The sequence below is a fragment of the Paenibacillus agaridevorans genome, assembly GCF_018604145.1.
Lineage (GTDB): Bacteria > Bacillota > Bacilli > Paenibacillales > Paenibacillaceae > Pristimantibacillus > Pristimantibacillus agaridevorans.
Map to the genome: position 1 here is coordinate 2,914,438 of NZ_CP075889.1, position 25,985 is coordinate 2,940,422.

Sequence of the window (25,985 nt, forward strand, 5' to 3'; positions counted from 1 at the left end):
CCCAAGACAAACGGATGTCGCATTCATTTGCAGGCGCAGCGCGTTTAGCAAAGTCTAGACTCTTATCAAGCCTTGTACTTTACTCTATGAACTTGGGAGAGTTGATAGAACCATAACTACTAGAAAATTGGCAAAATAATAGATTGCTAGAAACTAGGAAGAATGACAGTATGCAAAAACAGCCTTGCAGCCCGGGTTCGGACTACAAGGCTTTTGCGCCTGGCTTCTTTGCTGCATCAATGGGTATAAGCGGCAACGTTATCGGTATCGACCGCTTCGTGCAAGGCGGCATTTAAGCCGCTCGCAATGATGTTGGCGATATCCTCGACGAATTGGTCGACTTCCTTTGGCGTAACGAGCAGGTCATGACCGACAGGACCCAATACTTCTTTAACGAGCTGCAATCGCTCATTTTCCGGGATGCTGTTCATCAGGCCGAATATTTGATTCGTGTCGCCCTTCTGCTCTTCCAGATGATTCTTCATCATCTCGAATGCGTTGTTTACGATTGTGGATGCATAGACGACCGTCGGAACGCCGATTGCGATGACGGGAACGCCCAAAATCTCTTTTGTAAGTCCTTTACGTTTGTTGCCGATGCCGGAGCCCGGATGAATGCCGGTATCCGCGATCTGAATCGTGGTATTTACCCGCTCCAGCGCCTTGGAAGCGAGGGCATCGATCGCGATGATGAGATCCGGCTTGGATTGCTCGGCGATGCCGCGCACGATTTCGCTGGATTCGATGCCTGTAATGCCCAGCACGCCAGGCGCTACCGCACTGACCGGGCGGTATCCCGGCGCTACCTGATCCGGCATCAACTCGAAGAAGTGCCGCGTCACCATCACGTTTTCGACTACGATCGGGCCGAGCGCATCCGGCGTCACGTTCCAGTTGCCCAGACCGACGATCAGCACCTTTGCCATTTTATTAATTTGGAGACGCTCCAGGAACGACTCAAAATGTTTGGCGAATTGAGTAGCCACTCGATCCTGCAACGTCGTATCGCCATTTCTAAGCTCTGGCACTTCGATCGTCACGTATTGCCCTACAATTTTGCCAATCGCCTGCGAACCTTGCTCGTTCTGGACATGAAGGACCGTGATGGTAATGCCGTCATCCTCCGTCACCTCCGAATGAATACCGGGAATGGGTCCTCCGTCGGGCTTGGCCAGCTCCCTTGCCTCCAGGGCAAGGTCTGTCCGTACATTGAATTGCTGCAGATCGAGCTCTTCGCGCGCTTGTTCCTTCATCATTATGCCGCTCCTTTCGCACCATGTACTTTCGTTATTGTTTGCAAAGTCGGTTATTTCATACGATTGCTTCCGCTTTTGGCCATCAAATGGGATGTGCTTCGACATAAATGGTTACTATTGCTTTTTGGGCAGTCGCATGATAATATATTTTAAGTTGTGTTACGTGCGATGCACAGAATTACGTAGGAGGTGAATTCCATGCCAAACATTAAATCCGCGATTAAACGCGTTAAGACTAACGAGAAACGCCGTGCTCTGAACGCTTCCCAAAAATCCGCACTTCGTTCGGCCGTTAAATCTGCTGACCAAGCTATCGCTGGAACGGACGTAGATGCAGCTAAAGCTGCTCTGCTCGTTGCAACGAAAAAATTGGACAAAGCAGTAACAAAAGGCCTGATTCATAAAAATGCGGCTGCCCGCAAAAAATCCCGTCTTGCGAAACGTCTAAACTCCCTGTCCGCTCAAGCGTAAGCTGCTGCGACAAGAAGAAGGATGATCCATTAGCTCGACGATGCGATTCCGATAAGCTTTGCTGACCTACTAAGGCCGGTGAAGCTTATTTGTATGTGGTCGGGCTATGTGCTCGGTTTTTCATACTTGGCAGCGATCAAAAGAAAAAGCCAGCAGAGCTACGCGCCCTTGCTGACTCCCAGTGATAACAAGTATAGTTCTAATCCGAGCGCCTTGTCGATTAAACCGCTCTTCATGTTGTAATCCAGCTCGGCAAGTGCCGCTAACAGCACACCTAATCTTGCTGTCGCGAATTTCTTCGCTTTCTCGGCAGCCAGCTTCACTGCATAAGGGTGCAAACCCAGATGTCCTGCCATCTGCTGAGGCGAATAGTGATGCCCCTCCAGCTCCTTAATCTGCAGCATAATACGAAGCTGCCTTGCGATCAATGCGGCGATCTTGATGGGCTCCTCCCGGCGGACAAGCAATTGGTGGTACATGCCTAGAGCTTTGTCGATACGAAGCTCAGCGATCGCATCGATCAAAGCAAATACGTCCTCTTCGACGGTGGCCGCAGTCAATAATGCGGTTTGTTCGGCATCTATGACTCCTCCTTCACCTGCATGAAGGCATAACTTGTCTACTTCCTGGGACAGCTGACCCGTCCCCACACCCACTCGCGTAATAAGCAGCTCGGCCGCAGCTGCCGTCAACGTACGCTTCTGTTCGGCCGCCCGCTTTACAAGCCATTGCTTCAGCTCCTGAATCTCCATCTCCGGAAATGCGACAAGAGAACCACGATCCTTTAGCGCCTTAACCAGCTTGCGGCGTTCGTCCAGCTTGTCCGCATGAACGGCAAAGACGATAACAGACGATGAAAGCGGGTTATCCATATATCGCAGCAGCGTTTCCGGACGGTGCTCCAGCTTCGTGTTTTCCTTGCCGCCAGCAGCCATTACGCTGACGTCTCTTATAAGAACCAGCTTCCGTTCGATGAAGAAAGGCGGCGTCTCTGCCTCCAACACGGCCTCGTCAAGCGCGGATTCCGCCGTATCGAACTTAACGATCCCCATCTCGCGTTCTTCCTGGGCAAACATAAAGCCGGTCAGCGCATCAATGAATTGTCCCATTCGGTAACGATCTTTTCCATATAAAACATATACCGGACGGAACTTACCGGCTTTGATTTCTTTAAATGCTTCGCGAATATCCAACTTGCCACTCCCCTTGCGATCCATGCTCCCTTTAACATTACCAGCAGACGGCGCCGGAAGCAACAAAGGGATGCTTGCCCCATACAGGGCGGCATCCCTTTGTCTTTATATTAACATTCACAGGCGGCTCCATGGCGCCGCCGTACATGAATGGTCTTACGACGTCCATCTCCACGTCGTAGACGAATCTCATGCTGTATCATACTCAGGGGCAACGGCATATGTGCTTATTTCCCCTCAAAAAAATGGGTAGCACAATTCCGTTACTCCAAAGCGTGTTGCGACTGGGAGTGCATTCGCCAAAAATCAGTCTGCCTTCCGTTCCTCAAAAGACGGGATAGCAATTTCATACTTCTGTGCCGCTCCGTGGTCCAAGCTTACTTCATAAGTAAGCGAAGCGCTGTCCTGCGCCCAGACCAGATTAACGTGCAGGCCGTTCTTTCTTTCCGTTTGGAACAACGTCGAACTGTCATTGGCAGACAGGATGACAATAGAATACCCGTCCACATTCGCCATATACTGTCCGTCGGGCGATGGCAGCATCGCATGTCCTGTAATGCCCATATCAGGCTCATGCTTTGACGCGCTTTCAAGGCCTGTACTCGTCTCTTCCTCAATGGGCTTCGTATCGTCGCTATTGCGCTGTGCCGAATTAGGGAGCGCCTCGGATCCGCCGGCATTGAAGCCGCTTTCCGGCTCCATGGGATTGCCGTTCTTGTCCGTCAAGGAGCCATATGGCCCTTTGAGATTTTCCGTTCCTTCAGCTGGCGCATCGGCGGAGGCATCTCCGCCTGGATCCTTCATGGCGCTGAGTGGCGAGACATCCATTACCGAGGTATCTTCCTTCATCTCCATCTCGGCGGCTGATTGGCCAATAGAGGAAGCCTTGTCTTGATCGTTTAAACTTGATTGCGGCGGATACGTCACCAGGAATATACCTGCCACGATTCCCGCAGCTACAACGCCGCTGATCGACTTCCAGGATGGCCAGCGCCGCGTACGTTGCGTTCTTCGCGTCAACGATCCCTGATCATACGTTGTTGCAGGAACGGCCAATGTTTCCGCATGCTTCGTTTCGTTATCGATCCGAATCAACTCTGGCATAATGGCATCGACCAGGCTGTAGGCAGGCGTTACCTTGGGCAGATTATTAAGCTCGGCGGATAATCTGGTAAGTCGTTCGAACATGGCGGCACAGTCCGGACAATGTCTGGTATGATTCATTAAGACTTCCATCTCGCTCTCGCGCAGATCGTCGTCTAGCTGTCGCTGCATAAGCTCCGTCACCTCTTGACAATTCACCCCCGGACACCACCTTTCTGATAATCTTGAAGTAAACTCTGTAGTTGCTGTCTGGCTCTGAACAGATAGGATTTAACCGTGTTGAGAGGCAAATCAAGCGATTCGGCAATTTCGTTGTACGAAAAATCTTGCAGGTATCGCAGCACAACGACCGTCCGGTGGTTCTCCGGAAGCTGCTCGATCGCGCTTCGAATATCCTGCAGGGCGTAAGCGGACAACACTTCCTCTTCGACGTTCTGCTTCTCCCTGAATACAAGCTCATGCTCGTCGATGGATATCGTCGGCTTGTTGCGCCTGAACTTGTCAATGCAAATATTCGTTACAATCCGTTGAATCCATGTCTTGAACTGCGCCTTCTCTTCGTAGGAACCAATCTTGGTGTAAATTCGGATCAACGCCTCCTGGGAGGCATCCATGGCATCCTGTTCATTGTTTAATATATAATAGGCTGTCCGATAAACATGGGTTTCAATCTCTCGCAATAGAGTAATTAACGCATCGCGATCTCCCGATTGAGCGGCTTTGATCAGGCCGGGCTCCACCACGAAGGATCCTCCTCTCTTGCAACCTTACAGACGGATCGGTTGCATTAAAAGTTGCATGCAACTTTTATCATTTATATTTTTATTAGAATGAAAGATCATGATTGTGTTTCAATGGGTCTCTGGTATGATTACGTCGGATAACCCCACATTATAGAATATCATGTTCGATCGATTCCGTATAGAGAGATTATCTTGACCAATAAGAGAGAACTTGCGGCGTTAATCGGAACATGGATTCGCCGTCCGTATCCGTACGCCACAGTCTGGCGCCGGCACGCTGAACACGCCCCAGCACATCGGGATGGGGGTGGCCATACGTATTAGACGCGCCAACCGATGCGACCGCGCCGCGAGGCGCCCAATAGGCAAGCCATGCTTCTCCCGTGGAATGGCGGCTGCCATGGTGATTTAGTTTTATGATGTCGACTGGGGCCGTATGGTTCTTACGGCCGCTTTCTCCATTTGCATCTTCCGCCCTAGTGTGTAGCGCGATGATTGCACGTTCCGTTTCCATGCCGACGTCTCCCGCGAACAGAAACCGATGACCATAGATTTCGAGCGTCATGACCAGACTGCTTTCGTTCTGCTCGCTTGCGGATTGGATGCCCGTCTCATCGGAGTCCGGCGGCCATAAAATTTGGATTATCGTCTCACCATCAATCTTGGCGTTATCGCCGGATCGAGGCGCATATAGCGGAATTCCTGCCTCCACAATTAGAGACATGAGTTCCTCGACATCCTCCGATGCCTTCATCGTGCCGTTCCACCAAACAGCACGAACCGGAATTCCCTGAACTACGGCCTTCAGGCCTCGAATATGATCGCTGTCCAGATGGGAGATGACCAGCACGTCCAATTCCTTCACGCCTCGTTTCATGAGCAGCGGCAAGACGACCTTTTTCCCCACCTCGAACGGATCGCCCCTCTCCCGCCACTCCTCTCCCGGCTTCCGGTACGTCATTGTACCTCCCCCGTCGATCAGAATATGTTTGCCGCCTGGTGTGCGGATCAAAGCGGAATCCCCTTGTCCGACATCAAGAAAGCTGACGACTGCGGAGCGATCCAGGAGATTGGGGTAATAGGCATAGAAGATCAACGCAATCAGACCTGTCGTTAGTCCAAGCAAAGCGCGATGACTGGGCAGCCATTTCAAGATAACCTTCATTAATGGGAGGATTGACTTCTTAGCGCTAGCCGGCTGGATGCCATTAGAATGTTTAGGGAGAGGTTCCGTGATCTCGAAGCCGCCGGGATCCTTATTCTCCTTAGAGAGTTGTTCGCCATGCAAGGGGGCTAGCTGTCTCAAATAACGGAAGAGCAGGAACAATAAGAGCATGTAACTCGCAACCCACCATAACGACGGAGTCTCCCAAATGAGCCTCATAGAGCTTACATTTGCCAATATATCGACGATCCAAAAAGTCCAATCGTTCAACGTAACGGACAATCCCGCCAACATCTTTGCGCCTCCCATCCAAACGGGTGACAAGAGCAGCGCGATCGTCCCGATCGGCATGATAACGAAGCTGATGAAAGGAACCAGCACGAAGTTGGCGGCAAGCGACAATAGATGGAAGCCGTTAAAATAATAAATGGTTAATGGAAAGGATACCAGTTGCGCCGCAATCGTCACTGCCGCGAGATCGCAAAGCCAGCCGGCCACTCCTTGTCGCCGGGGCATTAATCGTCTTAGCGGGGGCACTCCGCATATTAACCCAAGCGTGACGACGAACGACAGCTGGAAGCTGACGGAATCCAAATAATAGGGATCATAGGCAAGTATAGCTACGGCAGCTGCCGCCAGGAGATGCAAGCCGTCTTTCAACTTGCCTAGTCTGGCCGCGATCAGCCCCAGAATCGCCATTATTCCGGCACGAAGCACGGAGGGCGAAGCTCCCGTCAATAAAACATAGAGCGGGATTGTAATCATTAGCGACAGCTGGATTCGTTCGCGGCTCATCCGGCATATTCGCAGGAGGCCGCCCATCATGACCATATAGACGGCTACGTGAAGGCCCGATATGGCAAGAATATGCGTGAGCCCCAGCCTCGCGAACTGATCGAACTGCTCGGGGTCGAGACTCGTGCGCAGACCCAGAATAAGCCCTTGCATATACCCGGACTGATGGGACGGGTATAGCTCCCCGAAGCGCGCGCCGAGAAGTTCGCGCGCAGCGTCGACGCGGCCCAGCAGCGCGGCCGCGTTCGGCCCCGCCGCCGGAGCAGCCGTGACGGCGGCGGCGCCCTTGGCTTTGAGCAGCCAGTGGATTCGCTGGCTGCCCAGGTAGCGGCGGTAGTCGAATCCGCCGCTATTGGTCGCCGTGGCGGGCCGCGCCAGCTCGCCCGCTACAGCGACCCTGTCGCCGCGCTGCCACGCCGCGGCGATGTCCTGCTCCGGCTGCGTCGCAAGCCGGATGTAGACAAGTAAAAAGCCGTATTTATAACTACTTCTTTCATTATAATTGTTTTTCTACCGCGATATTTCCTCTACTCGCCCATCCATATAAAACTTTAGAATGAGCATTCGTCCATCTATCACATCCAGGCTATACAGATATTCGTCACACCTTATTCCTAATCGACCTTGATAAGTGAGCTTCCCATACTTGGAGTAAAATTCTCTGCTTTCATCTAAAGAGCTAAATTGCGGCAATGGTTTCTTCTTCATACGTCCACCTCCGCCATTATCATAACACGAACGTATGTTCCGTAAAAGATTAAAATAAAAAGGGGCTCTTATAGCAGCCCCATTTGCTTCGCATAATTTGCCCCGATAATCAGCTTCCGAATGCCTTCCTTCTCCCACCGTACCGTATTGGCGTTGTCGTACACTTGCTCAATACGTTCAGCGATGCCTCTTGCGGTCACCTCTTTGAAATATGCTGAGTAAGACAATTCCTCCATGACCGGCGACATCAGAAGTATTTTTCGTTCAGCTTCTTTACCATATATAGGACTATCCAGTTTGATTTTGAGATCCTTGATACGGGACACGAAAGCGAACGCCAGCGCCTTATTTGACTGCTGCGAGGTCTTATACTGTATTTGCTCCGTATACTCTTCCAGTGACATTGTAGAGGCGTATGCAAGCTCTGAGTAGAGGTTAGCCCATGGAAACAGCAGACCCGGGCAAACTGGCTTGCCTATTGCATCGATCTGAAAATGTCCGATGACATGATGGCTGTTTAGTTCGATTCTGTGACCGTATAAGCGCTCTACTTCGCTCTGGATGAACTTATGAAGCCAACATGTGGCCCAGAATTGTTCCTCTGTCAGATCGCCTTGTATGCCGTGTCCTGCGTATCCTTCGTGTTCGATTGAGACCCCATATAGATTAGGATTGCCCATATGCTGGCGGATAATTGGAGCGATCGGACGCGTTTCCGAACTTTGTATCTTGCCTTGCGTCCAAGCCGCTTGTTGAATAGGAACATACTGTACGATTTCCCCTTTTCTGCTGATGCCGAAATGTGATGATGCGCGGTTAGATGGGTTTTTAAAAGTGTTGTACATGCTGCCCATAGAGCCGGCGCTGATATGGTTGACTATGATGAGCGGAATGCGTCCGCTGCGGTTCGAATAGCTGGTGACTGGAGTTTGATTGATATCCATAACGTCCTCCTAGTGGCTGAAATCTGAGCCATCTTCCTCGGAAAGTGTGTCATCCTTCGTTTCAGTAGCTCGGGCGACATCCGTCTTCGTCTCATAGTTCTGATACACAGCCGTAACGATTGCCTGGATCACAAGGTTAATCGCTGGCATCCACTCGTTTACTTTGCCTTCAAGGTCGATGTCTCCGAAAATGAAGCCAATCATGATGATGATATTGGGGATCGTGACGGCAAGGAATGCTTGAAACTTGCGGGATCCGAGCTTTTTAAGATAGGCTTTCATGTGCGTTGTCCTCCTCGATCTTGTGGATTTGCTTGCACTCCATGCAGTAGTAGACGTTACTGAGCGCGACGGCAACGACAAGCTGCTTCTCTCTGCTGAACTGAGCTGCTTTCCTTCGGTAATGTTCGCATGCCATGGTATCCCTCTTTCCTGTAGTAAAAGATCAACTTTCATTTCGATTCGCGCTTGATTGGCTACATATGCCTTGACCTCTGATTCATCATCCGACGCGATCCAGGGCAGATACTTTTTCAGCCGGCGCAGCAGTCTCCGATTCTTCAACGTCTGACGTATTCCAAATATCAAAAGGCCCACTATCGTCGCAAGTGTCGGACCGTTCTTCAGGAGTAGTTCGACCCCGTGTAGCATCCAATCGATTAAAGCCAACATAGCGATCACCGGTGTATAGCAGCTTCTCTGCCGTCTGTTTGCCAAATAAAAGAGCGACAAGGTTATAGGCCTTATCGCTCACGCTGTATTGCATGTATTCATCTTCGTGGAATTCGATCATGTGCATCACCTTGCTGCTTTCATGACGTTTTGGGTGATAGTATTGCGTTGCTTCACCAGAGTATCGATTTGAGCGCGTTTCTCTTTTGGTGTCATATCGCTCTTTTCGATTTCACGCACGCGTTTATTGATTTTACTGATCGTTTCTGATGCAGCGTTTAATTGATCCAGACGTCCGGACTTAGTAAATGGACGTTGATTGATTTCGGCAGATGCCTTCTCGCTTGAGAGCTTTTCTTTCTCCTCGTAGAACTTGTCCATCGACTTGCCACCTTGCAGCGGATCAACAAGAAACGCCTTAGCAAGCGGCCTTTGTTCCGTTCGTTTGCTTGGCGCTTCTGGACGATCTATAACCGGTTTGTGAAGCTTAGCACCAAAGTAATTTCCTTGCAGCACGGAATCAATAGCACTAGTCGCATATGTTCCTAGACCGGCCGTGAGACCTTTGATCGTGTTATCCATTATCCGCGGGGATGCAAAGTTTTTGAATGGTCCTTTGCCGCCTGTAAGCTCCTCAGCTCCTCGAGCAAGCAACTTGGCCGTCTCGGTTGTGCGGATAGGATCGTACTGGTCACGTGGCTGTAATCCGCTCTCACGCTGCGGGATGATCGATCCTTCGCGGAAGAACGAATAATCCGCCATACCCTCGATGAACGGCAGTAGACCGCTCAATTGCATAGGTAGCGCAGAATCCCCGAGCACCCGCCTAGCAAAACCATCGAACGCTTTTTTATCGTTGTTGTAGACGTAATCCAATGCTCGTTCAGGAAGGTTTGCAAAGATTGGTGCAATATCGAACGGCTTCGGGATCCGAGCTACCATATCCGTACCTGGTATCGCGACAAGCCAGAATGCATCCTTCTGCCAATCCGGCGCCTCTGCAATGGTTTGCTTCTGTGTATCGTTAGCGAACTGTTTGTTAATTACGAATATACCTACAGTAGGAACGGTTGTAGCTGCAACCATGCGGGAAATCGTACCAACAGGATTCGCTTTGATAGAGCGGATAAGTTTCGACTTACCTTGGATATTCGCATTCAGGAACGCGACCATGCGGTTAGTCTGCCGGATGCTAGACCCCGAACGGGCGAAGTCCATCAAGTCTCGAGAACGGTATGCCGCCTCTTGCTTGGTTGCTCCAGAACGTAGAGCAGCGCGATATTCGCCCACCTTTGTTGCAGATTCCGTTGTATCCGAGATGGTGCGAAGAACGTTCAGCCACGATTTAGGGTTAACGATGTTAACGAACTTCTTGCCTGGAGGTTCTTTCAAAACCTTCTCTAGCGCCTGACGGTGAACGTTTCTATCCTGGGACATCACGTTACCATAAGCGCCCAGATTGTCTATCCAATCCTTGTACATGTCTCCGCGTTTAATTGTCTGAATCAGTCCGGCAGCGAAGTCCAAGGGAGTAAATCCACTCTCACTCGTTACAAACGCTTGTAGAACGTCCCTCATAGGGTTTCTAAGGCTGAATTCAGGCGTCAGAGTAGCGCCAGCCCTAAGCAAGGATGCGGGCTTAGAAAGAATGTTGACGAGCATATTAGACGATTCCTGATCCATGTTCAAAAACGTCTTATACACTTCCGGCTCAACCTCGTATTTGACCGCTTCGCCATTCTCACGGACTGTAACAACGTTCTTCCGTCCTGACTTCTCGTTCGGGTCAAGTTTACGGATAAACTGACCATCTGTGTCTTTCGCCGCCAGTTTGGAAAGCTGAGTCGCGACCTTGTTCCGTTCTGCCGAATTGACGGATTGCATGATGTTCTTAACCATGTTTTCGAGAGGATCGACTACAGCACGCTCCGAACCTTTCAACGCTACGATGGGATCAGATACGTTCGCCAGAGCTTTGGATAATCCACCTGTAAACTCAACTTTGTCATCATCAAATGAGCGGAACAATGGAATGTAGTTCTTCCACCGCTCGTTTAGGACTTTTGACAATTGTTCAGATACCACGCCATTATCCACAAGCTCCTGAAGCATATCGCGGTTGATCTTCACGAGATCCTGCTGCGCTTTCATCATCTCTGGGGTACCGAATTTCTCTAGAACGTCTTTGATTTCGGCGTTCGTGAAACCGGATTTGTAACCCGCTGCGTTTACATCCTGTGCATGTCTGGCCAGCGCGTATCGGCCAAGATCATCGGCAGAGTATCCAGCGTTCTCAATACCCTTAATGATTGGTGACAGGCGGTCTGTAACGATCTGTGCGGCTCTCTCAGGTACACCTTTGTACATCCTTGCCGTTTTGTATAGGCTGTCCTCTGCGCTTGCCACGGAGCCTGTAACGTTCTTCTCAAGGCGTTCCAACTGTGCGAGATCATCGACGAATTGCGAGCGAACCTTGTCGAACTTCTGCTGCCACGTCGATGTTTTCTTTTTCGCGTCTCGGCTGATCTTTGTATCGAATGTGCTGGCATCGCCTTTGCCGCTGTTGTTGAATACGTCTGCTTCTTCAATCGACTTTTTAACCTTGCTACCTTGGTTTTTGAGTATGGCTTGGGACTGGCGGAAGATACGAGCAGCGTGAGGCCTGACTTGTTCTCCGAATTCTTTGACCAACACTTCGGCAAAGTCTGCTGCTTTAATCGTACCCTTTCCAAGTTTCGCCGCCATGACAATAGCGTGATCTGCCCATTCATCGATTGGGTTAGCAGATAGGCGATTTTTCCGCTTGGAAATACGGTCACGTGCAGCTTTTTCCGCATCATCGAGATAGGAATATACTTTGTCCCTAACTCGCGGTTGATTAACTTCCTTAACAATTTCCTCCGCTTCTCGGATCGGTGCAGGAACGTTCTCACGTTGTGGCGAAATATTTTCTACCTCTGGCTGATTAGCTTTAGGCATGTTAGGTTGATTATTAACCACTGTCGATTGAACTGAAGTAGTATTCTGAACAGGTGCTTCTACAACTGCGCTAGGCGCTGGTTCTGCTGTCCTCCCAAGTCTGCTCATGACCAATTCTTTGAACTCTGGTTGCGTATTGTTGAGTATATTATCAAGGTCATAACCACGGCCACTAGCAACCTGTTTTTCAATATCGTATACGTCTAAGTTACGTTGTACATCTTGTGCTAATTCCGCCATCTCATCGTATGAAAGTTTTCGAATTTCATTCAACGATGCCCCAGTGTGAGGTTGCAACCATCTAGCTAGTTCCCTTGGGTTTTCCATCGGAGGAGTGATCCTTTGACTAACTTCTGGAGATATGTCGCGAATAACCTTCGACAGAAAGTCTTCCTGCGAACCTACACGAAATTTCCCAGGAATATCTCTACCTGCTGCTTCAATGGCTTTTGTGATTCCGATATTTTTACCTAATACTCCTTCAGCGGCGTTGCGAACGGTATCACGCAAAGCCGTTGCGCCCCGCAAAGCGCCTCCAAGTAATAGACCGCCAGCCGCACCACCACCAGCACCCCAGGCAAGGTTCTCAGCCACTTCCTGCGGGGTTCTTGCGTTTTGTGCGGAAACTGCAAGGCTGTCACCAATACCACCAGCCACACCGCGACCAGCGATATTTAACACTGTAGGAGCATTTTTCAGAACAGGAGCTACCAATCGTTCAGCCATCGCCCCGGGCAATAGGGATTGCGCAATCTGTCCATATTGACCGGGTTTCGAATCGACCATTCTAGCCTGTTCATCTCTACCCAATAAGCGCTCCAATCCAATACCGCCGCTCGTTAAACCAGTTGCGAATTTGCCCAAGTTATTGTTAGGAAATATCGGATCAGGTTGAAACTTCGATATGAATTCTCTCGCCGGGGATTCCATCATATGTCTGCCGCCTTGCTGGTCACCAAACAATGTGCGAGACAGCGGATCAACAATAGCCTCTTTTCCTGCTGTGAGCGCTTGTTCTAGCAACGTTGGGGCATTGTGTTTAACCGTTGCCGCCCTTTCCTTCGCACGAACAGGAGCGGAAAACCGCCCCTCTTCATTTTGTTGTCGCAATAACTCGCTAGGAGATGGAAGAGAAGTGGCCTGTGGAACTGGTTCAGGGGCGAATCTTTCCTTCACCGCCGCTTGTTGCTTGCTAGGGTTGAATAGGTCAGGCATCGAGTTCATATGGGATGAAAACTGTTCGGCGGAAACAGGTTCGTACTTCTCCCAATTTACGCGAGTGACGGACGGTTCTTTTTTATTTTCCTCTTCTTCATAACCGTATTTCGACCAGTTTACCGCCACACTATCACCACCTATTCAAATATGCTGTATGCCGACTTCAAATCTTCGTAACCATTCTTGCCAAGGTCTGCGATGATGTTCGCTTTCTCATTTTTGAAGAATGATTTCAGTTGTTCAGGTGTAAAGGAATCTAAACGAGTGTAGTAAACAGATTCCTTCTCATTGGTCGTAGGTTTTGCCGTAGACGACGATCCTGCTTTTTGATAGGCAAGATCATTTTCGAATTCTTGCTGTTTTTGCTGAGCTTCAAAAGTCTTCTCTCTCCAAGCCTGATCCGCGACGAATTCTTTCTGACGTTGACCAAGGCTAGCCCATTGAAGCCCACGAGAGGCCGCAGCCTCCTTCATATCCTGTTCGAAACTACGGTTTTTGAACGCATTCTCCCAGGCTGTTTGTGCCTTCTGGAAATCGAACTGACCTTCCTTAAACGCATTCTCCCATGCGGTCTGATTCTTTGTGAATTCGTTTTCCCAAGCTTGTTGGTTTGCCGCGAATGTGTTCTGACCTGTTCCGGCGGAATCTATAAGCGTCTGCATGTTCGACTTAGGACCGCTTCCGAGGTTTTGGGTACGATCTACCAAGTTCCAATACTGATCCATATTAAAACCTTTGTTCGCGAGATCCATCTGTTGTCCTGCAAGTGTGCGTGTACCAGCCAGTCCCGCCAATGTTTGAAGGCCGAGACTATTGTTGCCGCCGTACACGCTAGAACCGTTTCCCAGGCTATTGATGTTACCCGTCAGATTTGCGAGGTCCATTTGCTGTCCCCAATCTTGCTGTGCTCCCGCTAGTGTTCGCTGGCCTCCATAAGTACCTGTGAGTTGTCCAACGTTAAGTCCAAAGTTTCGTTCTAATTGAAGCAGTTCGTTATAAATGGCGCGTTGTCTCTCCGGCGTCAGTTTGTCGAAGTTGGTTATCTCCTGTTGGAGTGAACCAAGCGTGTTCTCCAGCGTTGCAGCACGTGAGGAATCGTCAATGCTCCGTCCGCGCGCTGTCATAGCTTGACGGTAGTCAGCGCCGCCGCTGAATGGATTGACGCGCTGATTAGCAAAGAAATCTTCCAATACACGATTGTCTTGTACGAGTTGGTTCGAATATTCAGCGTTGTTTTTAACATTGGCTATTTGCGTGTTAATAGCATTAAGCAAAGCTGCTCGTTCCATCGCCGTTTGATCTTGTGCATATTGGTTGAGCTGCGATGACGATTGTACGCTCGTTACGTAGTCCTGTGGTATGCTTCCCATCGTTTGTGTTTGTGCTGGCGTGTTCTTCACGGCGTCGTAGGACAAACCGTATCCCACTCGCTGAGAGTCGGCAATCAGCTTGTTAATGAGGTCGGTATCGTTACTCTGAATCGCCTGACCATACCTCTCATTCTGACGCGCTGTATAAGCATCCATACCGCCTTGACCGCTTGCTGCATTATTAATCCATGCTTGGTGCGATGCTTGGCTTCCTGCCGCTGGTGTGGACTGTGGTACGCTTCCCGTCGTCTGTGTTCCAGCCCCTGACGATGCTTTTGCGGCGCTTACTCCAGATGTGCCAAACATTTGCTGAGCCGTTTGCGCTCCTTGTTTAATCGCATCGAGTGTAATGTTGTACTTTGGCAATGCCATGTTATTCGCTCCTCTCGTACTTTTTCATTTTGTTCCTGTGAAAAATAAAAGAGCCTGATTGCCAGGCTCCTTCTCGTTTGTATATGCGGCTCATGAGTCTATGATAGTGGTACAATACCCATCTCATAGGGATTCTCCTTTGTGTTGCTATATGGTCCTAAACTCCTTATAATTCTTCGTCGCTTCCGGCAGGATCTTCCTCTTTTAGTGGATGTCCTTCTATACTCCCCCCACCAATGCAAACATGTTCGGGTTGTATTTCACTTTTTACCCATTGAGTGGGAGCTTGAAAAATCCATTCGACAGCATTATTAAATTCCATAAGCCCCTCCTAATGGTTTATGTTCATCGGACATCGACGAGACAATATTCCGTAGCAGGCTTAATAACCTTGGCAACCACTGTTCCTGCTGTCGGGCTGACGTTACGAGCTAATCTTCCCCCTGTTGATGTAACAAGCAAATCAGCCTCATAAGTTGCAGCGGCTGTCCTAGCGATAGCGAGTCCCTTTGTCACGATATAACCTTTGTCATCTGCTGTAGCCAAACAGAAGATGCCGGAACAGTTGACTGCATCAGCCACGCTAACAAACGTCATAAGACCCGCCGTACTGCCATCAGGCCGTGCAGGGTAGAAACGTGATATGGCATTGGCGCTCGGTAACTCCCGGATGATGCTCTCTTTATCAATCTCATTACCCGGATACAAGTTTATATCCGATAGGTATACCTCTGATATATAGCTATAAGTCATGGTGTTTGCTGGGAGTTCATACGGCGTCTCAATAATTTGTGGCTCTATAGCTATTGTTTCAATGAATTCTTTTACAGGCGGAATGACAATTACCTGATTGGGATCATTGAGCAATTCGACGTACTTATTTGGTTTACCGTTGATGTATAGCAACACAACGGTTGGTCTATTTCCACCAACGATTGGTAGAGTAAAATCCATGGCCGTAGAGATGTTAATGTACTTCGGAACGACTGGCGGCTTGTTTTGCGTGAATGCTTCTTGAATGATCTTACGCGCCAAGTCCTCATATGTCCGTTTATTCGGATGTACAGCATCCGCAAATATGCCACTGCGTGGCTTACCATCATTGGCCGGATCGTTGGCATATGCATAAAAATCAAAGACTGCCATGTTAGGCGTTTTCGATGCCTTATCTAACAACCATGCGTTATACTCCTTTACAACCGCGAGTTTAGGAGCATCCATGGAAGAGTGTGGTCCGATCGTAAACACGATAGGATAAATATTGTTTTCAAGCGCATTGTCGATAAGATAATTTGCATCTGTAATAATTGCCGCAGGAGTTCGTCCAGCGAAAACATCGTTGATGCCGCATACAACAATAACGAAATGCGGCCTCTTGGGTAACGTGTTTGTTGGGCTAAGAGATCCCACTGTTTCAGCCAACACATCGCGGCCCCATCTAGTGCGAACTTGGTCAAAACGTTGCCCGCCTATGCCGTGATTGTAGATTTTTAGTTTGGTATGCTGCTCGATATGATATGAGATTTGACCCGGAGAATTCGGCAGGTTGGGGTCGTATCCAGGTGCATCCAGCCGACCATGCAAAGCAGGATGACCCTCCGATATACTGTCCCCGATTATGACTCCAATCGGCATATTGAAAATGATGCGATTCGAAATAAGATTAGCCAGCGTCATCACCCAACCGCTTGTACCTGAGCTATTAGCTGTCGGTATACCGTTGCAAGCCTTGCTGCCTTCATAAGTGTTGAAGTGGTTTGTGTCCGAGTTGAATGTCAGTGGAATCATTCGACTAGACTTTTGTTGAGACAGATTATAAAAGTCAATGTTGCCATTCGCCTTCTGCGTTTGCTCCTCAGTTTCCGCCAACTGTACATCAATGTCCTGAAACTTCATTTGGATTGCAACGTTCGGAATTAGTGTAGTGAGTGTCGGGTCTAATTCTTGGTACCCTACAGCAGCAATTTCAATTTTTTCGCGCGTTACATTTCTATTTGCGATCTTAGGAGTGGTTACCGCACCATCTGGAAATTTAGGAGTTGTAACCTGCCCGTCTCCAATCTTAGGTGTGGTTACACTACCATCAGGATGATCCAGCACACCGCTGCTTTTATGATTAGAGAAACCTACCTCAGTCGCTTGTGCTAAATCGTAGTTTTCGTTAACTTTATCAACAATTTCAAGGATAGCCCCATCCATCGCAGCAGAACTTGCCGGAGTTCCGGGGCTTGTATTATTCGTCAGCACTATGATAGGCGCTGGGTTGATATGTCCCATGATTCACTCTCCTTTTAAAAGATTCCCGATACGCTGCCTATAAAGGACTCGCGCAGGATTAGAACCGGTTCGTCGCGGTTATTTCGCCATCTTCGCTGGAAGTATCGGGCGCGTTTGTGGTAGACCATACGTCTCGCTTGGTTGGTTAACTCGGTATAATCGAGATTCGCCCAATCTGCCAAGTCCCAGCCTGGCGCGAAATCCCATATGAACACGGTCGTTCGGATCGCTTCTGCATCGTATTTCACGCCTGCCCCGTAGATGATCGCAACGTCAATGGAGGATGTTGTCATCCACCTTTGAGCTTCCAGCACATAGTAGTGCAAATAGGAACCTTCGCCAGTAAATTCGAAACTTAATAGTCCGCTATAGACGTCGAAATCGACCGGAACGCCTACTGTTTTCTCCTCGTCATCCCAGTCGCTGTAAAAGTCCTCAGAGAACTTCTGTAGAAGCTTCAACGCGCCTCCGAAGTAGTTTATATTGTCGTACTTCACAAACGCCTTAGAATGCCACGGAAGACGCCACAGATACCATTCTCTATTGCGCGTGTCATAGCACATGATATAGTGCGTAGTGTCGCGGCTGATCGAGATTAAGAGTCTCGTCTGCTGGTCGAACCACATGACCGCCGCTTGCTTCTCGGACAAGGTAAATCCGAGTGCGTCGAAGTCCAACTTTTCACGAGTGAGCGAACGAGTGGCGTATTGCCTGTCTCCAGTCGATAGAGCTGCAACTGTGAATATCTCATGTACGCCATCGTCTGAGAGGTACACAACCGCCTCTGAACCGTCTGGATAGGTGATACGCGACATACCTCGCGGTGAAATGTTACCGGCTGTCGTATTGAGGAACTGATTCCCGTTGAAATAGGTGTTGATTATTCCATCGTCCGCATCGTCGCCCGTTAGGATACCCCATCCCCTACGCATTGGGACGAGTAAAACGTTGTTAAAGGTGATGCCTGGTCCTGTTATGACATCGTTGTTTCTCACCCAACGCTGAAAGAATACCGAAGGGAAATAGTCATCTTGATACTTTTTCGCGTACCAAATGGTATCCGATCCATCAGATACGAACAGATACCCCTTATGCACCCATACATATTTGATTCCAAGCGCGTTAATCGTCGCAAGTGCATTCGGCGGTGCTGGATCCGGGTCGTTGGCTGCTGGCGTAATGTCCTCTACTGCTGATCCATTGTAGAATTTGAGGTTCCCACCGTCTGCCATAATCAGCGAAGATTGGTTCGTCAGATCAGTGAATGCCACCGAATAAATGTCCGGCGTCACGAATGTATCCGTCATTGTCGCAGGTTTCAACTCACCGCCATAATAGCTATACAATGTATCGCCGCTGACGGCTAGTAACTCCTCGCTGAACGCCGTTGTGTTGACAGTTGGATAGGAGACACCCCCTCCATCTAAAGTCGCTGAAAACACCTCTACAAGGTCTGTCGTGTTGCGTTCCAATGTCTCCGTATTTGTCGCCGTACTGATGTAAATATTGATCGAGTTAGCGTGATATGGTATCGCTGGAATTGTGACCTCAAGCTTCTCACCCAACACAATTGCCTGTGACGCCTCTGGACTCGCCTCTGTCTCTCCCTGATCGGTGAGGTATGTGTATCTCACATAATAAGTATCTGCCGGTAATGTAGCGGCTACGTCGACTACAGCCGCTAATGTTGGGGCAGCTCCTACTTCTACCAAATTGGGGAAACGATAGGATACGAGATAAGAAATGTCACTGGACAATGGAACGGTCGTTATAGGAGCAGAACCGTCCCTTTTGCCGATTGTATTGATGCCACGCATACATGCATCATACGCAATCCTCTGCGCTCCCTGCGGTACTTGTGCGCCGTTGATAGCCGTCTGCATCCCTAAGGAGGGGTACATTTCCAGCATGACTTGTTGTTCTGGCATGTTTACCCTCCTCCGAACGCACTGTCTACGGTATTAAGAGACGGCACAAATCCGCCGCTGCTGTGTCCTCTTGCATCAATATTAGCCTGAACTGCGATTTTTAAGTATCGTTGAGACAAAGCGTAATAGTGAGCGGCGAGGTCTTTGGCGTGCGGCCTAGATTCCATAATCATTGCCGCAACGTGGTAAGACAATCCTAATGACCCCGCGTCCGGGAACTCCACAGGGCTTGATGCAGATGCCACCGTAGACGGGTATGCAATGTAATGCAGCGTATACGCCCCGTTCAGACCCTTCACATGAATCGGGGTATTGGAAGACTCTCGCCACCAACCAGACTTTGTATCAGCGTATGCGGTGCGTTTGACGACCTCTTTGCCAGTGCTGTCCATGATGCGCAAAGGAGCGTATAGGTCGATGATGGATTGACCGCTGCGCTGGAAGGTGATAAATCCTTCTCCGCTGATTGTCATCGGATCAGATACGCGCATCACATAGGCGATGTTCGCCAGTTTACGCAGCGCCTCTGTTATAAAGATGAATATATATTGATTCTGTTGGCTCTCCGAAGTCCCGATCTCCTCAAGGTAGGAGGCAACGATTTTACGAATAGTTGGTAGTAAAGAGTCTGCGGTGATCAAATTACCATCGCTCCTTTATGACGAGATCGGGATTTGTGAAGCTGTAATACTGAATGATTTGATTCCTCATCGCATTGTACATCTGTGCGGCAAACTCTGAATTCCTCTGCGCAATCTGTAGACCGATATTTGTTTGAGTCGAAAACAATTCGAAATATCGCATCTTGCAGTAAGAAACGTAAAGAGAAGCGTAACGGTCAGGAATGTCAATCTCGTCATCCTGTTCTGTAAACCGTATCAGGAACTTGTAATAGTCAATGTTCAGTGTATCTTCTGCGCGAAAAGGCACTCGGAATTCAATTTTCCCGTTATAGATACGGTAGTTGACTCGTAAATCGCGGTTAATCTCAAATTCCAAGTCACTCTCCAGCCATAACCTGTTGATTTCCTTCAGGTCTTCCGGCAGTGCATACGTCATATCGGTTGTGGTAAGTGGGATTTGGAACGTATCAGCCGGAACATTGATGACACTGCCGATGTCCACATTGCAATCATTGCACCATTGGATGACTGATTCGTGTTCGATTGCTGTTGATCCAGTCTCACGGACCACCGCAAACCGAATATCGTTGATTGTTGTTGCCATATCGGACCTCCTTACACGAACGGATCAACGTAAACCTGAAGATCAAAGGTTGTTTGAGCGTCTGCTCCGTTTACGTATTTGACCATGGCGTAATAGGCGTGGCATACGAATGCGAATCCGATCGGCGTGCCGCCTGTGACCGCTTCAGAACTAGTCTTGTACCACGTCAATCCATCAAAGGATTCGTGAAACTCAACTGTCCCGCCTTGGTCCGCGCTGGCTAGGCCTCTTATCTGGTTGTACAGTTCCACCTTTATTCCCGGCGACGCGTATTCCCCTGCTGCTCCCAATGGATCGCTCGTCCGGTCTTTCACTGTTCTGATGCAGGACATTCGGTATTCCCCTTTCCAACAATTTCTCAAGAAGCTCGTTTGTCTTCTTTTGCTCCTTTACAAGAGCATTAATCGCATCAATTTCAAGTTGGTACATATGACCTCCATAAAGAAAAAGAGGGAGCAAAAAGCCCCCTCACTTCTCCTCCATCAATCCGTGTTCTAACAGCTTTTTGCGCATATCGTTCCAGCCTTTGACGAATCGTTTCTGATCATCCGTCATGTTTTCGGTTACCCGTTGAGCTGGATAGTGCGCCACCTTGTCTTTCTTCGTCTCACCTGTTACAAAGCCTACTCTCTGCTCCATCTGATCACTTCCGTATCACGTGGATTGTCCAACTTCCGGACGCCAGGTCAATAGTCGTTCCCAGCGGATTGAAGAAGGAGATTTGCACTGTATTAGCAGCTGATACAAACCCAAACGCCATAACGCCTTGTGTGCTGTATGGCGGGAATAACTCAACTCGGTCTCCCAACGCTGCGCCGGTTACTGTAATACCCGATGTCAACGCCCCTGTCACCGTGGCCAATGAAGCCGGATCGACCGTTACTGTTGCAACGATCAGATCCGTAAGCAGATCAACAGGTGTTTTACCCGTCTTCTTGATTCCAATTGCTTGCGAGTGAAGCCCTTTTTTTGGCATTGATAGCCCTCCTTATGTCGGGAACGAACCTACGCCCCAGCTCCAGTCAACTGCTCCGTACGACCAACGACCAACGACTTTAAACTTTGTTACCTCAGTATCAAAGTCCGTGATCGAGCCATTCTCTGGCTTGCGGCGATCAAACCATTTCATTGCACGCTTCATGCGGGAAGAATCAGCAACTACCCAAGCGTTACGACGAGTTACAAAAGGATTGATGATTACATTAATCTTGCCCTCGTACATGTTGACGTTGTGGTCAGCGGAATCCGGTTCATACCCTTCTCCTTTACCTGTGATTCCAGCAATTTGGAATGCTCGACGAGCAAGGTTACGAGGAACGATAAGAGTATCCGCTTTTGCTGCCATTAGCGTCCCTTTGTCATCAACCCATTCTTCCATCATGATCGCCGCAGCATCGAAGGAATCGATAGATAGTTCCTGCGTCAAGAGATTGGATTGGGTGTCTGTTAGATTATGAGGGCTGTATGGATGTGCAGCAGAGAATAAAGATTGACCATCTGGCAAAGCAGCATTGTACGTTCTGCCTTTGTAGTCAACAGCCGTTGTGGTCAGGTTGCCGTTGATAAACCATTCTACCCCTTGCATCTGACGAGTCTTGTAAGTAGCATCAGCAAGACCACGAATGCGGTCTCGAATTGCAGTAAGTTTAAGATCGTCTACAAAATCACGATCAATCTCGCGTCCGCCCGAGTACTTTTTGTGTTTGAAATACTTTTGCCATAGTTCGTCCACATCAGAGTAAAACACCTGATTGTTGGATCGGGACCAGTCCTCCAGAAGTCCCTCGCCGCCGATCATTTCGATGCTTTCAGTGTCCTTCGTGGAACCCTGAACATCGAACATTTGTGGGATAAAGTCCGGTTTAGGGGTCATCTCCCGTGTGTATAGCTCGCGGAATACCGCCTCAAGCACCATAGGATCCCATTGAAGTTTTGTTTGCATTGGTTAGTCCCCCTTAACCGAACAGCCGCTTTTTGACTTTTACGCGGCAAGTTTGTTTGTTTGTGTTGATTTCTCTTACAGAAAGTGCTCCACCTGTAACGTCAGACGCCAATACAGAGAGTCCGTTAGTAGCAATGTCTGCTACATCCACGCCTACGACGAATCCACCAGCTGGCGTTCCGGTATATGGAGCATCAAACCAGTCACCTTCCCGGGCGAGGATCACTTCGAGGTATTGATCCGTTCCTGCTGCAATGGTCTGGTTTGCGAATCCTGCGATAGCGCCGCCGTTAGCGACAGCGGCCCAGCGTCCGGAAGTCAATGTAACTGCCTGTCCTTCCGTAAATGCCGTAGCATTTGTTGCCATGATATCGCTGATGCGCCGTTCAGGAGCGCCGTAATCGTTGAATGCGAACTGGAAGCCTTGTGCCATGATTCATTACCTCACTTTTTCACGTATTTTCTTGCGCTTTTAGGGTCAAGCCCAAACATGGCAAACGCCGATGTCATGGCATCCGGCACTTCCGGTTCCAGATCGGCGCTTCCTTGTGTTTCTACTTGTGACCGCAGTCCCAAACGTTGATCCTTTATCGCCTTCTGCTCGGCTTGCTTTCTTGTTTGTGCAGTCAACTTGTCCATATGAGCTAACTTGTAGGCATGAAGTGGTTGGTATCCTTGGCTTACAAGAGACTGCATCTCGCTCGTAAACCATTCAGGCGTCCCACCGTCATCAAATGCCTTGGATGTCTCCGCCAAATCGGGGTATTGCTGATACAACTCTCCCCATTGCTGGCGCTTGGCTTGTTCGGTCTGTGCTAACTTGCTCTCAATCTCCATCCTCTGCTGCTGTACAAGCGTTTGTTTCGCTTGTTGCAATAGTGGATGGTTCTCGTAGTACGCCTCAACCTTGGATGGGTCTAAACCAGCATCCTCAGCTTCCTGGCGTAGCTGCTCACGCATGTTGGCGTACATGTCCTCTTGTTGTTGCTTCGCTTGTTGCTCCAATCGATCAAAGTTTGCGACGTATTCGGCGTGGTTCTCGAATCCTGCGAGTTTGGCAGCTCGGTCAAGATGCTTCTCCAGTTCCGATTTTCGTTCTCGCTCCTTGTCTAGAGCAAGCGACCTTTGCACATATTCCGGAAGTTTGTCGTCAGATACATCGACTTCGATCTCTTCCTTGTTATGCTTTACCTTGATTGTTTTGGATGGCTTCTCGTCCTCTATGGCAGGAGTTTCGATATGCTCGTCCTCTGGCGTTTCTATTTGGCTACTGGACGTGTCCGGTTGTTCGGTTGGTGTATCAAGTCCGAACATGGACATTGCGTCTTGTATGGCCTGTTCTTGCGGTTCCTGCGACTCTACGGTTTGGCTGCCGGATTGTTCGCTCATGTGTAATTCCTCCAATACGAATAGCCCCTTGGCATGGGGCGAGAGTTGGTTATATTAAAGGGGCGCTCTACGACTAGATACGCCCCGCTGGATCATTCACTTGCTGTTGGAATTGTGCTATTTGCATCGAATTACCGAACTCTGTCTGCTGCTGTGACTGAGCGACCTTCTCCGCATTAAGGATATAGTCTCCTTCCGCTTTCATGCGGTCCGTTTCAGCCTTGTATTGATCCGTCTGGACTTTCGTCTGATCCGTTTGCATTTTCGCCATATCGACCTGTCCAAGCTGTTTCTGCATCTCCTGCATTTGCTGCATCATCTGTTGATTCTGTTGCTGCAATTGCTGAATGTTCTGCATGACTGTCGCTTCCGTGTTGACGCGTTGGTCGATCACATCGAATGGTTCCATGCGTCCGTTGGCGACAGTGTACTGTACGGCCTTGGCGTCGATGATCGGAAGCCCCGTTAAAGGATTGATGGTTCCGAACAGGTTGAATGCCGTCTGGATCCAGTACTCTCTATCCTGCGGCTTCTCTACCCCGATCTTCACCGTGATATCGAATTGAGGGATGTATTCTTCCTCAACCGGCATTTCTTCCGGCTCACCAGTTTCAGGATTCGTCATCTCGGCTGTACTTGACATCGTATTAATCAACCTGTCACGGCTTATAACTATGTCACGGCCTGTTACACGAGCTAGACGGTCCGTTGAGTAGAATTGCGCCATGTTGTAAATGTACTGCTCAAACACCTCAGTCAGCGCATCCTCGATCAATTCAGAGGCTACCGTAAGCCTTGCATTAGCAGCTCCGATAAGCGCTTTGGCCTGCTCACCGCTCTTAACATTGGCGTTCGCTTGACCATTGGCAGAGTCAAATTGACCTGGGATCTTCTGGAGCATATCCATGTAATAATTCATGGCGTTGAATACCGTCTGAGGTACGTTTACACCTTGGAACTCCTGAATTTTGGATAAGTCAGAGACTTTAGCCATGCCGCCAGGCTCACTACGTTGCCGTTTAAACTGTTCCGGCTTCTGGATGGCCCCTTCCTCGTACATGACTCCGGCATTTCCTTGCTTCGCCATTGTCTCGACGGTTAACTCAGCGAACTTGTTGAGCATGATCTGCGGCTTCATCATGTCGCGCATGTACCCCTTGCCCCACGGGTTATCCTCGTCAGGGAAGAGTGTACGGGCAACAATTGGATATTTGCCGTGATCATAGACATAAGATTTATGTTCGAGGAATACGCCGCCCACCGTAATATATAGGCAATGTATACCGTTCATCTTTCCGGCAGCTTTTGCTAATGCTTCTGAAGGATCGCGTCCTTGCATCAACTTGTCATTTGCCAGTTCCTCGAATATTTCCTTGTCCTCTTTTGTCATGATCTTCGGTTTACCGCGATACCAGTACTCAATCAATCCAGCCGTTTTTATCTCACCAATTGATCCATCACCGTATGTCCGATCGGCGTTAAAGTTGCGCATGGAGTAATCGTCCATGTCGTAGATGAATACGTCGCCTTCGTCCTGGTCGGGCTGGACCTTCTTCCCATTCTCCGGCCAACGCTTGGGATAGTACTCCAACGGCTTGCGGAAGTGGAACATTTGAGCTGCGCCACTCTGCATATCGATAAAGTCTCGTATGCGCGGATCCGGAAAGAATGTGCCGAAGTCAATCGGTATCACGTCATTCTGACCAATGAAACGATACTCGCCTGTGCCTCCCTCGACCGTCGGGTCATACAGCACCTTGTAGATCAGAGGTCCATGAATGATCATGCGGCGCACAGCCCTGATATGCTTCTGTGGGAATCGTATCTGCCTAAGCTCATACGGCATGTACGCGTTCAGGTCTTGCGATTTCTGTTCGTCACGCGCCTCCTGTGGTTCAAATTCAGGCTGCGGCATCCATGCGCATAGCTTGGAAGTAATCGACTCAATCTGACTCCAGGCGATGTTATCGACGCTGTTTGGACGCATCTTGGTCACTTCATCGGGCCTTAGCCCATGCCAGTGATCGCCTTTGTAGAATCGTTGTTCCTGTCTCCAAGTCGGTTCATACTGCTGACGCTCAGACTTGAAATACTGATAATCGTTATATGCCATGTCGACAAGCTTTTGCTGCTCCGGCGTATTAATTGGCTGCTTTTGCGAATTCTCGTCAACGCCAAACACTCCGGCAAACCTTTCTTTGATTGTCTGCACTACTGCCACCGTATCACCCC

At 49.3% G+C, this 25,985-nt stretch carries 24 protein-coding genes and 1 pseudogene; 1 reads left to right on the forward strand and 24 read right to left on the reverse strand.

The window, feature by feature from the left end; all coding sequences use genetic code 11:
- Positions 1–236: 236 nt before the first annotated feature.
- Positions 237–1,256, reverse strand: a complete 1,020-nt coding sequence (gpr, locus tag KJW29_RS12370) for a GPR endopeptidase (RefSeq protein ID WP_246608702.1) — start codon at positions 1,254–1,256, stop codon at positions 237–239.
- Between the two features lie 198 nt (positions 1,257–1,454).
- Here gpr and rpsT point away from each other — a divergent pair, with 198 nt between their 5' ends.
- The gene (gene rpsT, locus KJW29_RS12375; protein ID WP_087567176.1) at positions 1,455–1,727 is read left to right on the forward strand and encodes a 30S ribosomal protein S20; all 273 of its coding nucleotides are present in this window, start codon (positions 1,455–1,457) and stop codon (positions 1,725–1,727) included.
- Positions 1,728–1,885: 158 nt separating this feature from the next.
- Here the strand turns inward: rpsT and holA are convergent, their stop codons facing one another.
- From holA to KJW29_RS12490, 23 genes and pseudogenes are all read right to left on the reverse strand, one after another.
- A complete protein-coding gene (gene holA / locus KJW29_RS12380) occupies positions 1,886–2,920 on the reverse strand; it encodes a DNA polymerase III subunit delta (protein WP_214629977.1) in 1,035 nt (344 codons plus the stop codon).
- Between the two features lie 306 nt (positions 2,921–3,226).
- On the reverse strand, positions 3,227–4,222 hold the full coding sequence (locus tag KJW29_RS12385; protein WP_214629978.1) for an anti-sigma factor family protein: 996 nt from the start codon (positions 4,220–4,222) through the stop codon (positions 3,227–3,229).
- Positions 4,219–4,767, reverse strand: a complete 549-nt coding sequence (locus KJW29_RS12390; RefSeq protein WP_087567179.1) for an RNA polymerase sigma factor — start codon at positions 4,765–4,767, stop codon at positions 4,219–4,221. Before KJW29_RS12390 ends, KJW29_RS12385 begins: the two co-directional genes overlap by 4 nt.
- 187 nt (positions 4,768–4,954) lie before the next feature.
- Positions 4,955–6,880, reverse strand: a complete 1,926-nt coding sequence (locus tag KJW29_RS12395) for a ComEC/Rec2 family competence protein (protein ID WP_214629979.1) — start codon at positions 6,878–6,880, stop codon at positions 4,955–4,957.
- A gap of 135 nt (positions 6,881–7,015) precedes the next feature.
- Positions 7,016–7,189: pseudogene (locus KJW29_RS36750) on the reverse strand (DUF4131 domain-containing protein); the annotation flags it as partial.
- 314 nt (positions 7,190–7,503) lie between these two features.
- Complete coding sequence (locus KJW29_RS12405) at positions 7,504–8,379, reverse strand: N-acetylmuramoyl-L-alanine amidase (protein WP_214629980.1); 876 nt, start codon at positions 8,377–8,379, stop codon at positions 7,504–7,506.
- A gap of 9 nt (positions 8,380–8,388) precedes the next feature.
- A complete protein-coding gene (locus KJW29_RS12410; RefSeq protein ID WP_214629981.1) occupies positions 8,389–8,661 on the reverse strand; it encodes a hypothetical protein in 273 nt (90 codons plus the stop codon).
- The gene (locus tag KJW29_RS12415; protein WP_214629982.1) at positions 8,645–8,797 is read right to left on the reverse strand and encodes a hypothetical protein; all 153 of its coding nucleotides are present in this window, start codon (positions 8,795–8,797) and stop codon (positions 8,645–8,647) included. Before KJW29_RS12415 ends, KJW29_RS12410 begins: the two co-directional genes overlap by 17 nt.
- 84 nt (positions 8,798–8,881) lie before the next feature.
- Positions 8,882–9,172, reverse strand: coding sequence for a hypothetical protein (locus tag KJW29_RS12420; RefSeq protein ID WP_214629983.1), 291 nt, complete (start codon positions 9,170–9,172; stop codon positions 8,882–8,884).
- A 5-nt stretch (positions 9,173–9,177) separates the two neighbouring features.
- On the reverse strand, positions 9,178–13,374 hold the full coding sequence (locus tag KJW29_RS12425; RefSeq protein ID WP_214629984.1) for an LPD38 domain-containing protein: 4,197 nt from the start codon (positions 13,372–13,374) through the stop codon (positions 9,178–9,180).
- An 11-nt stretch (positions 13,375–13,385) separates the two neighbouring features.
- The gene (locus KJW29_RS12430; protein WP_214629985.1) at positions 13,386–14,990 is read right to left on the reverse strand and encodes a hypothetical protein; all 1,605 of its coding nucleotides are present in this window, start codon (positions 14,988–14,990) and stop codon (positions 13,386–13,388) included.
- A 166-nt stretch (positions 14,991–15,156) separates the two neighbouring features.
- Complete coding sequence (locus KJW29_RS12435) at positions 15,157–15,312, reverse strand: hypothetical protein (RefSeq protein ID WP_214629986.1); 156 nt, start codon at positions 15,310–15,312, stop codon at positions 15,157–15,159.
- A gap of 23 nt (positions 15,313–15,335) precedes the next feature.
- The gene (locus KJW29_RS12440; RefSeq protein ID WP_214629987.1) at positions 15,336–17,267 is read right to left on the reverse strand and encodes an SGNH/GDSL hydrolase family protein; all 1,932 of its coding nucleotides are present in this window, start codon (positions 17,265–17,267) and stop codon (positions 15,336–15,338) included.
- Between the two features lie 14 nt (positions 17,268–17,281).
- Entirely contained in the window at positions 17,282–19,195 is a 1,914-nt protein-coding gene (locus KJW29_RS12445) for a hypothetical protein (protein ID WP_214629988.1), read from the reverse strand.
- A gap of 2 nt (positions 19,196–19,197) precedes the next feature.
- Positions 19,198–19,836 (reverse strand): hypothetical protein, encoded by a 639-nt coding sequence (locus KJW29_RS12450; protein ID WP_214629989.1) that lies wholly within the window; start codon positions 19,834–19,836, stop codon positions 19,198–19,200.
- Position 19,837: 1 nt separating this feature from the next.
- Complete coding sequence (locus KJW29_RS12455; protein WP_214629990.1) at positions 19,838–20,422, reverse strand: phage adaptor protein; 585 nt, start codon at positions 20,420–20,422, stop codon at positions 19,838–19,840.
- Between the two features lie 11 nt (positions 20,423–20,433).
- Complete coding sequence (locus tag KJW29_RS12460) at positions 20,434–20,754, reverse strand: hypothetical protein (RefSeq protein ID WP_214629991.1); 321 nt, start codon at positions 20,752–20,754, stop codon at positions 20,434–20,436.
- Positions 20,755–20,890: 136 nt separating this feature from the next.
- Positions 20,891–21,061 (reverse strand): hypothetical protein, encoded by a 171-nt coding sequence (locus KJW29_RS12465; protein ID WP_214629992.1) that lies wholly within the window; start codon positions 21,059–21,061, stop codon positions 20,891–20,893.
- 4 nt (positions 21,062–21,065) lie between these two features.
- A complete protein-coding gene (locus KJW29_RS12470; protein WP_214629993.1) occupies positions 21,066–21,398 on the reverse strand; it encodes a hypothetical protein in 333 nt (110 codons plus the stop codon).
- A gap of 12 nt (positions 21,399–21,410) precedes the next feature.
- Positions 21,411–22,364, reverse strand: coding sequence for a phage major capsid protein (locus KJW29_RS12475; protein WP_214629994.1), 954 nt, complete (start codon positions 22,362–22,364; stop codon positions 21,411–21,413).
- A 13-nt stretch (positions 22,365–22,377) separates the two neighbouring features.
- Complete coding sequence (locus KJW29_RS12480) at positions 22,378–22,797, reverse strand: hypothetical protein (protein ID WP_214629995.1); 420 nt, start codon at positions 22,795–22,797, stop codon at positions 22,378–22,380.
- Positions 22,798–22,808: 11 nt separating this feature from the next.
- Positions 22,809–23,753 carry a hypothetical protein gene (locus KJW29_RS12485; protein WP_214629996.1) on the reverse strand — a complete coding sequence of 315 codons (945 nt, stop codon included), beginning with the start codon at positions 23,751–23,753 and terminating at the stop codon, positions 22,809–22,811.
- 73 nt (positions 23,754–23,826) lie between these two features.
- Positions 23,827–25,974, reverse strand: a complete 2,148-nt coding sequence (locus KJW29_RS12490; RefSeq protein ID WP_214629997.1) for a portal protein — start codon at positions 25,972–25,974, stop codon at positions 23,827–23,829.
- Positions 25,975–25,985 lie beyond the last annotated feature (11 nt).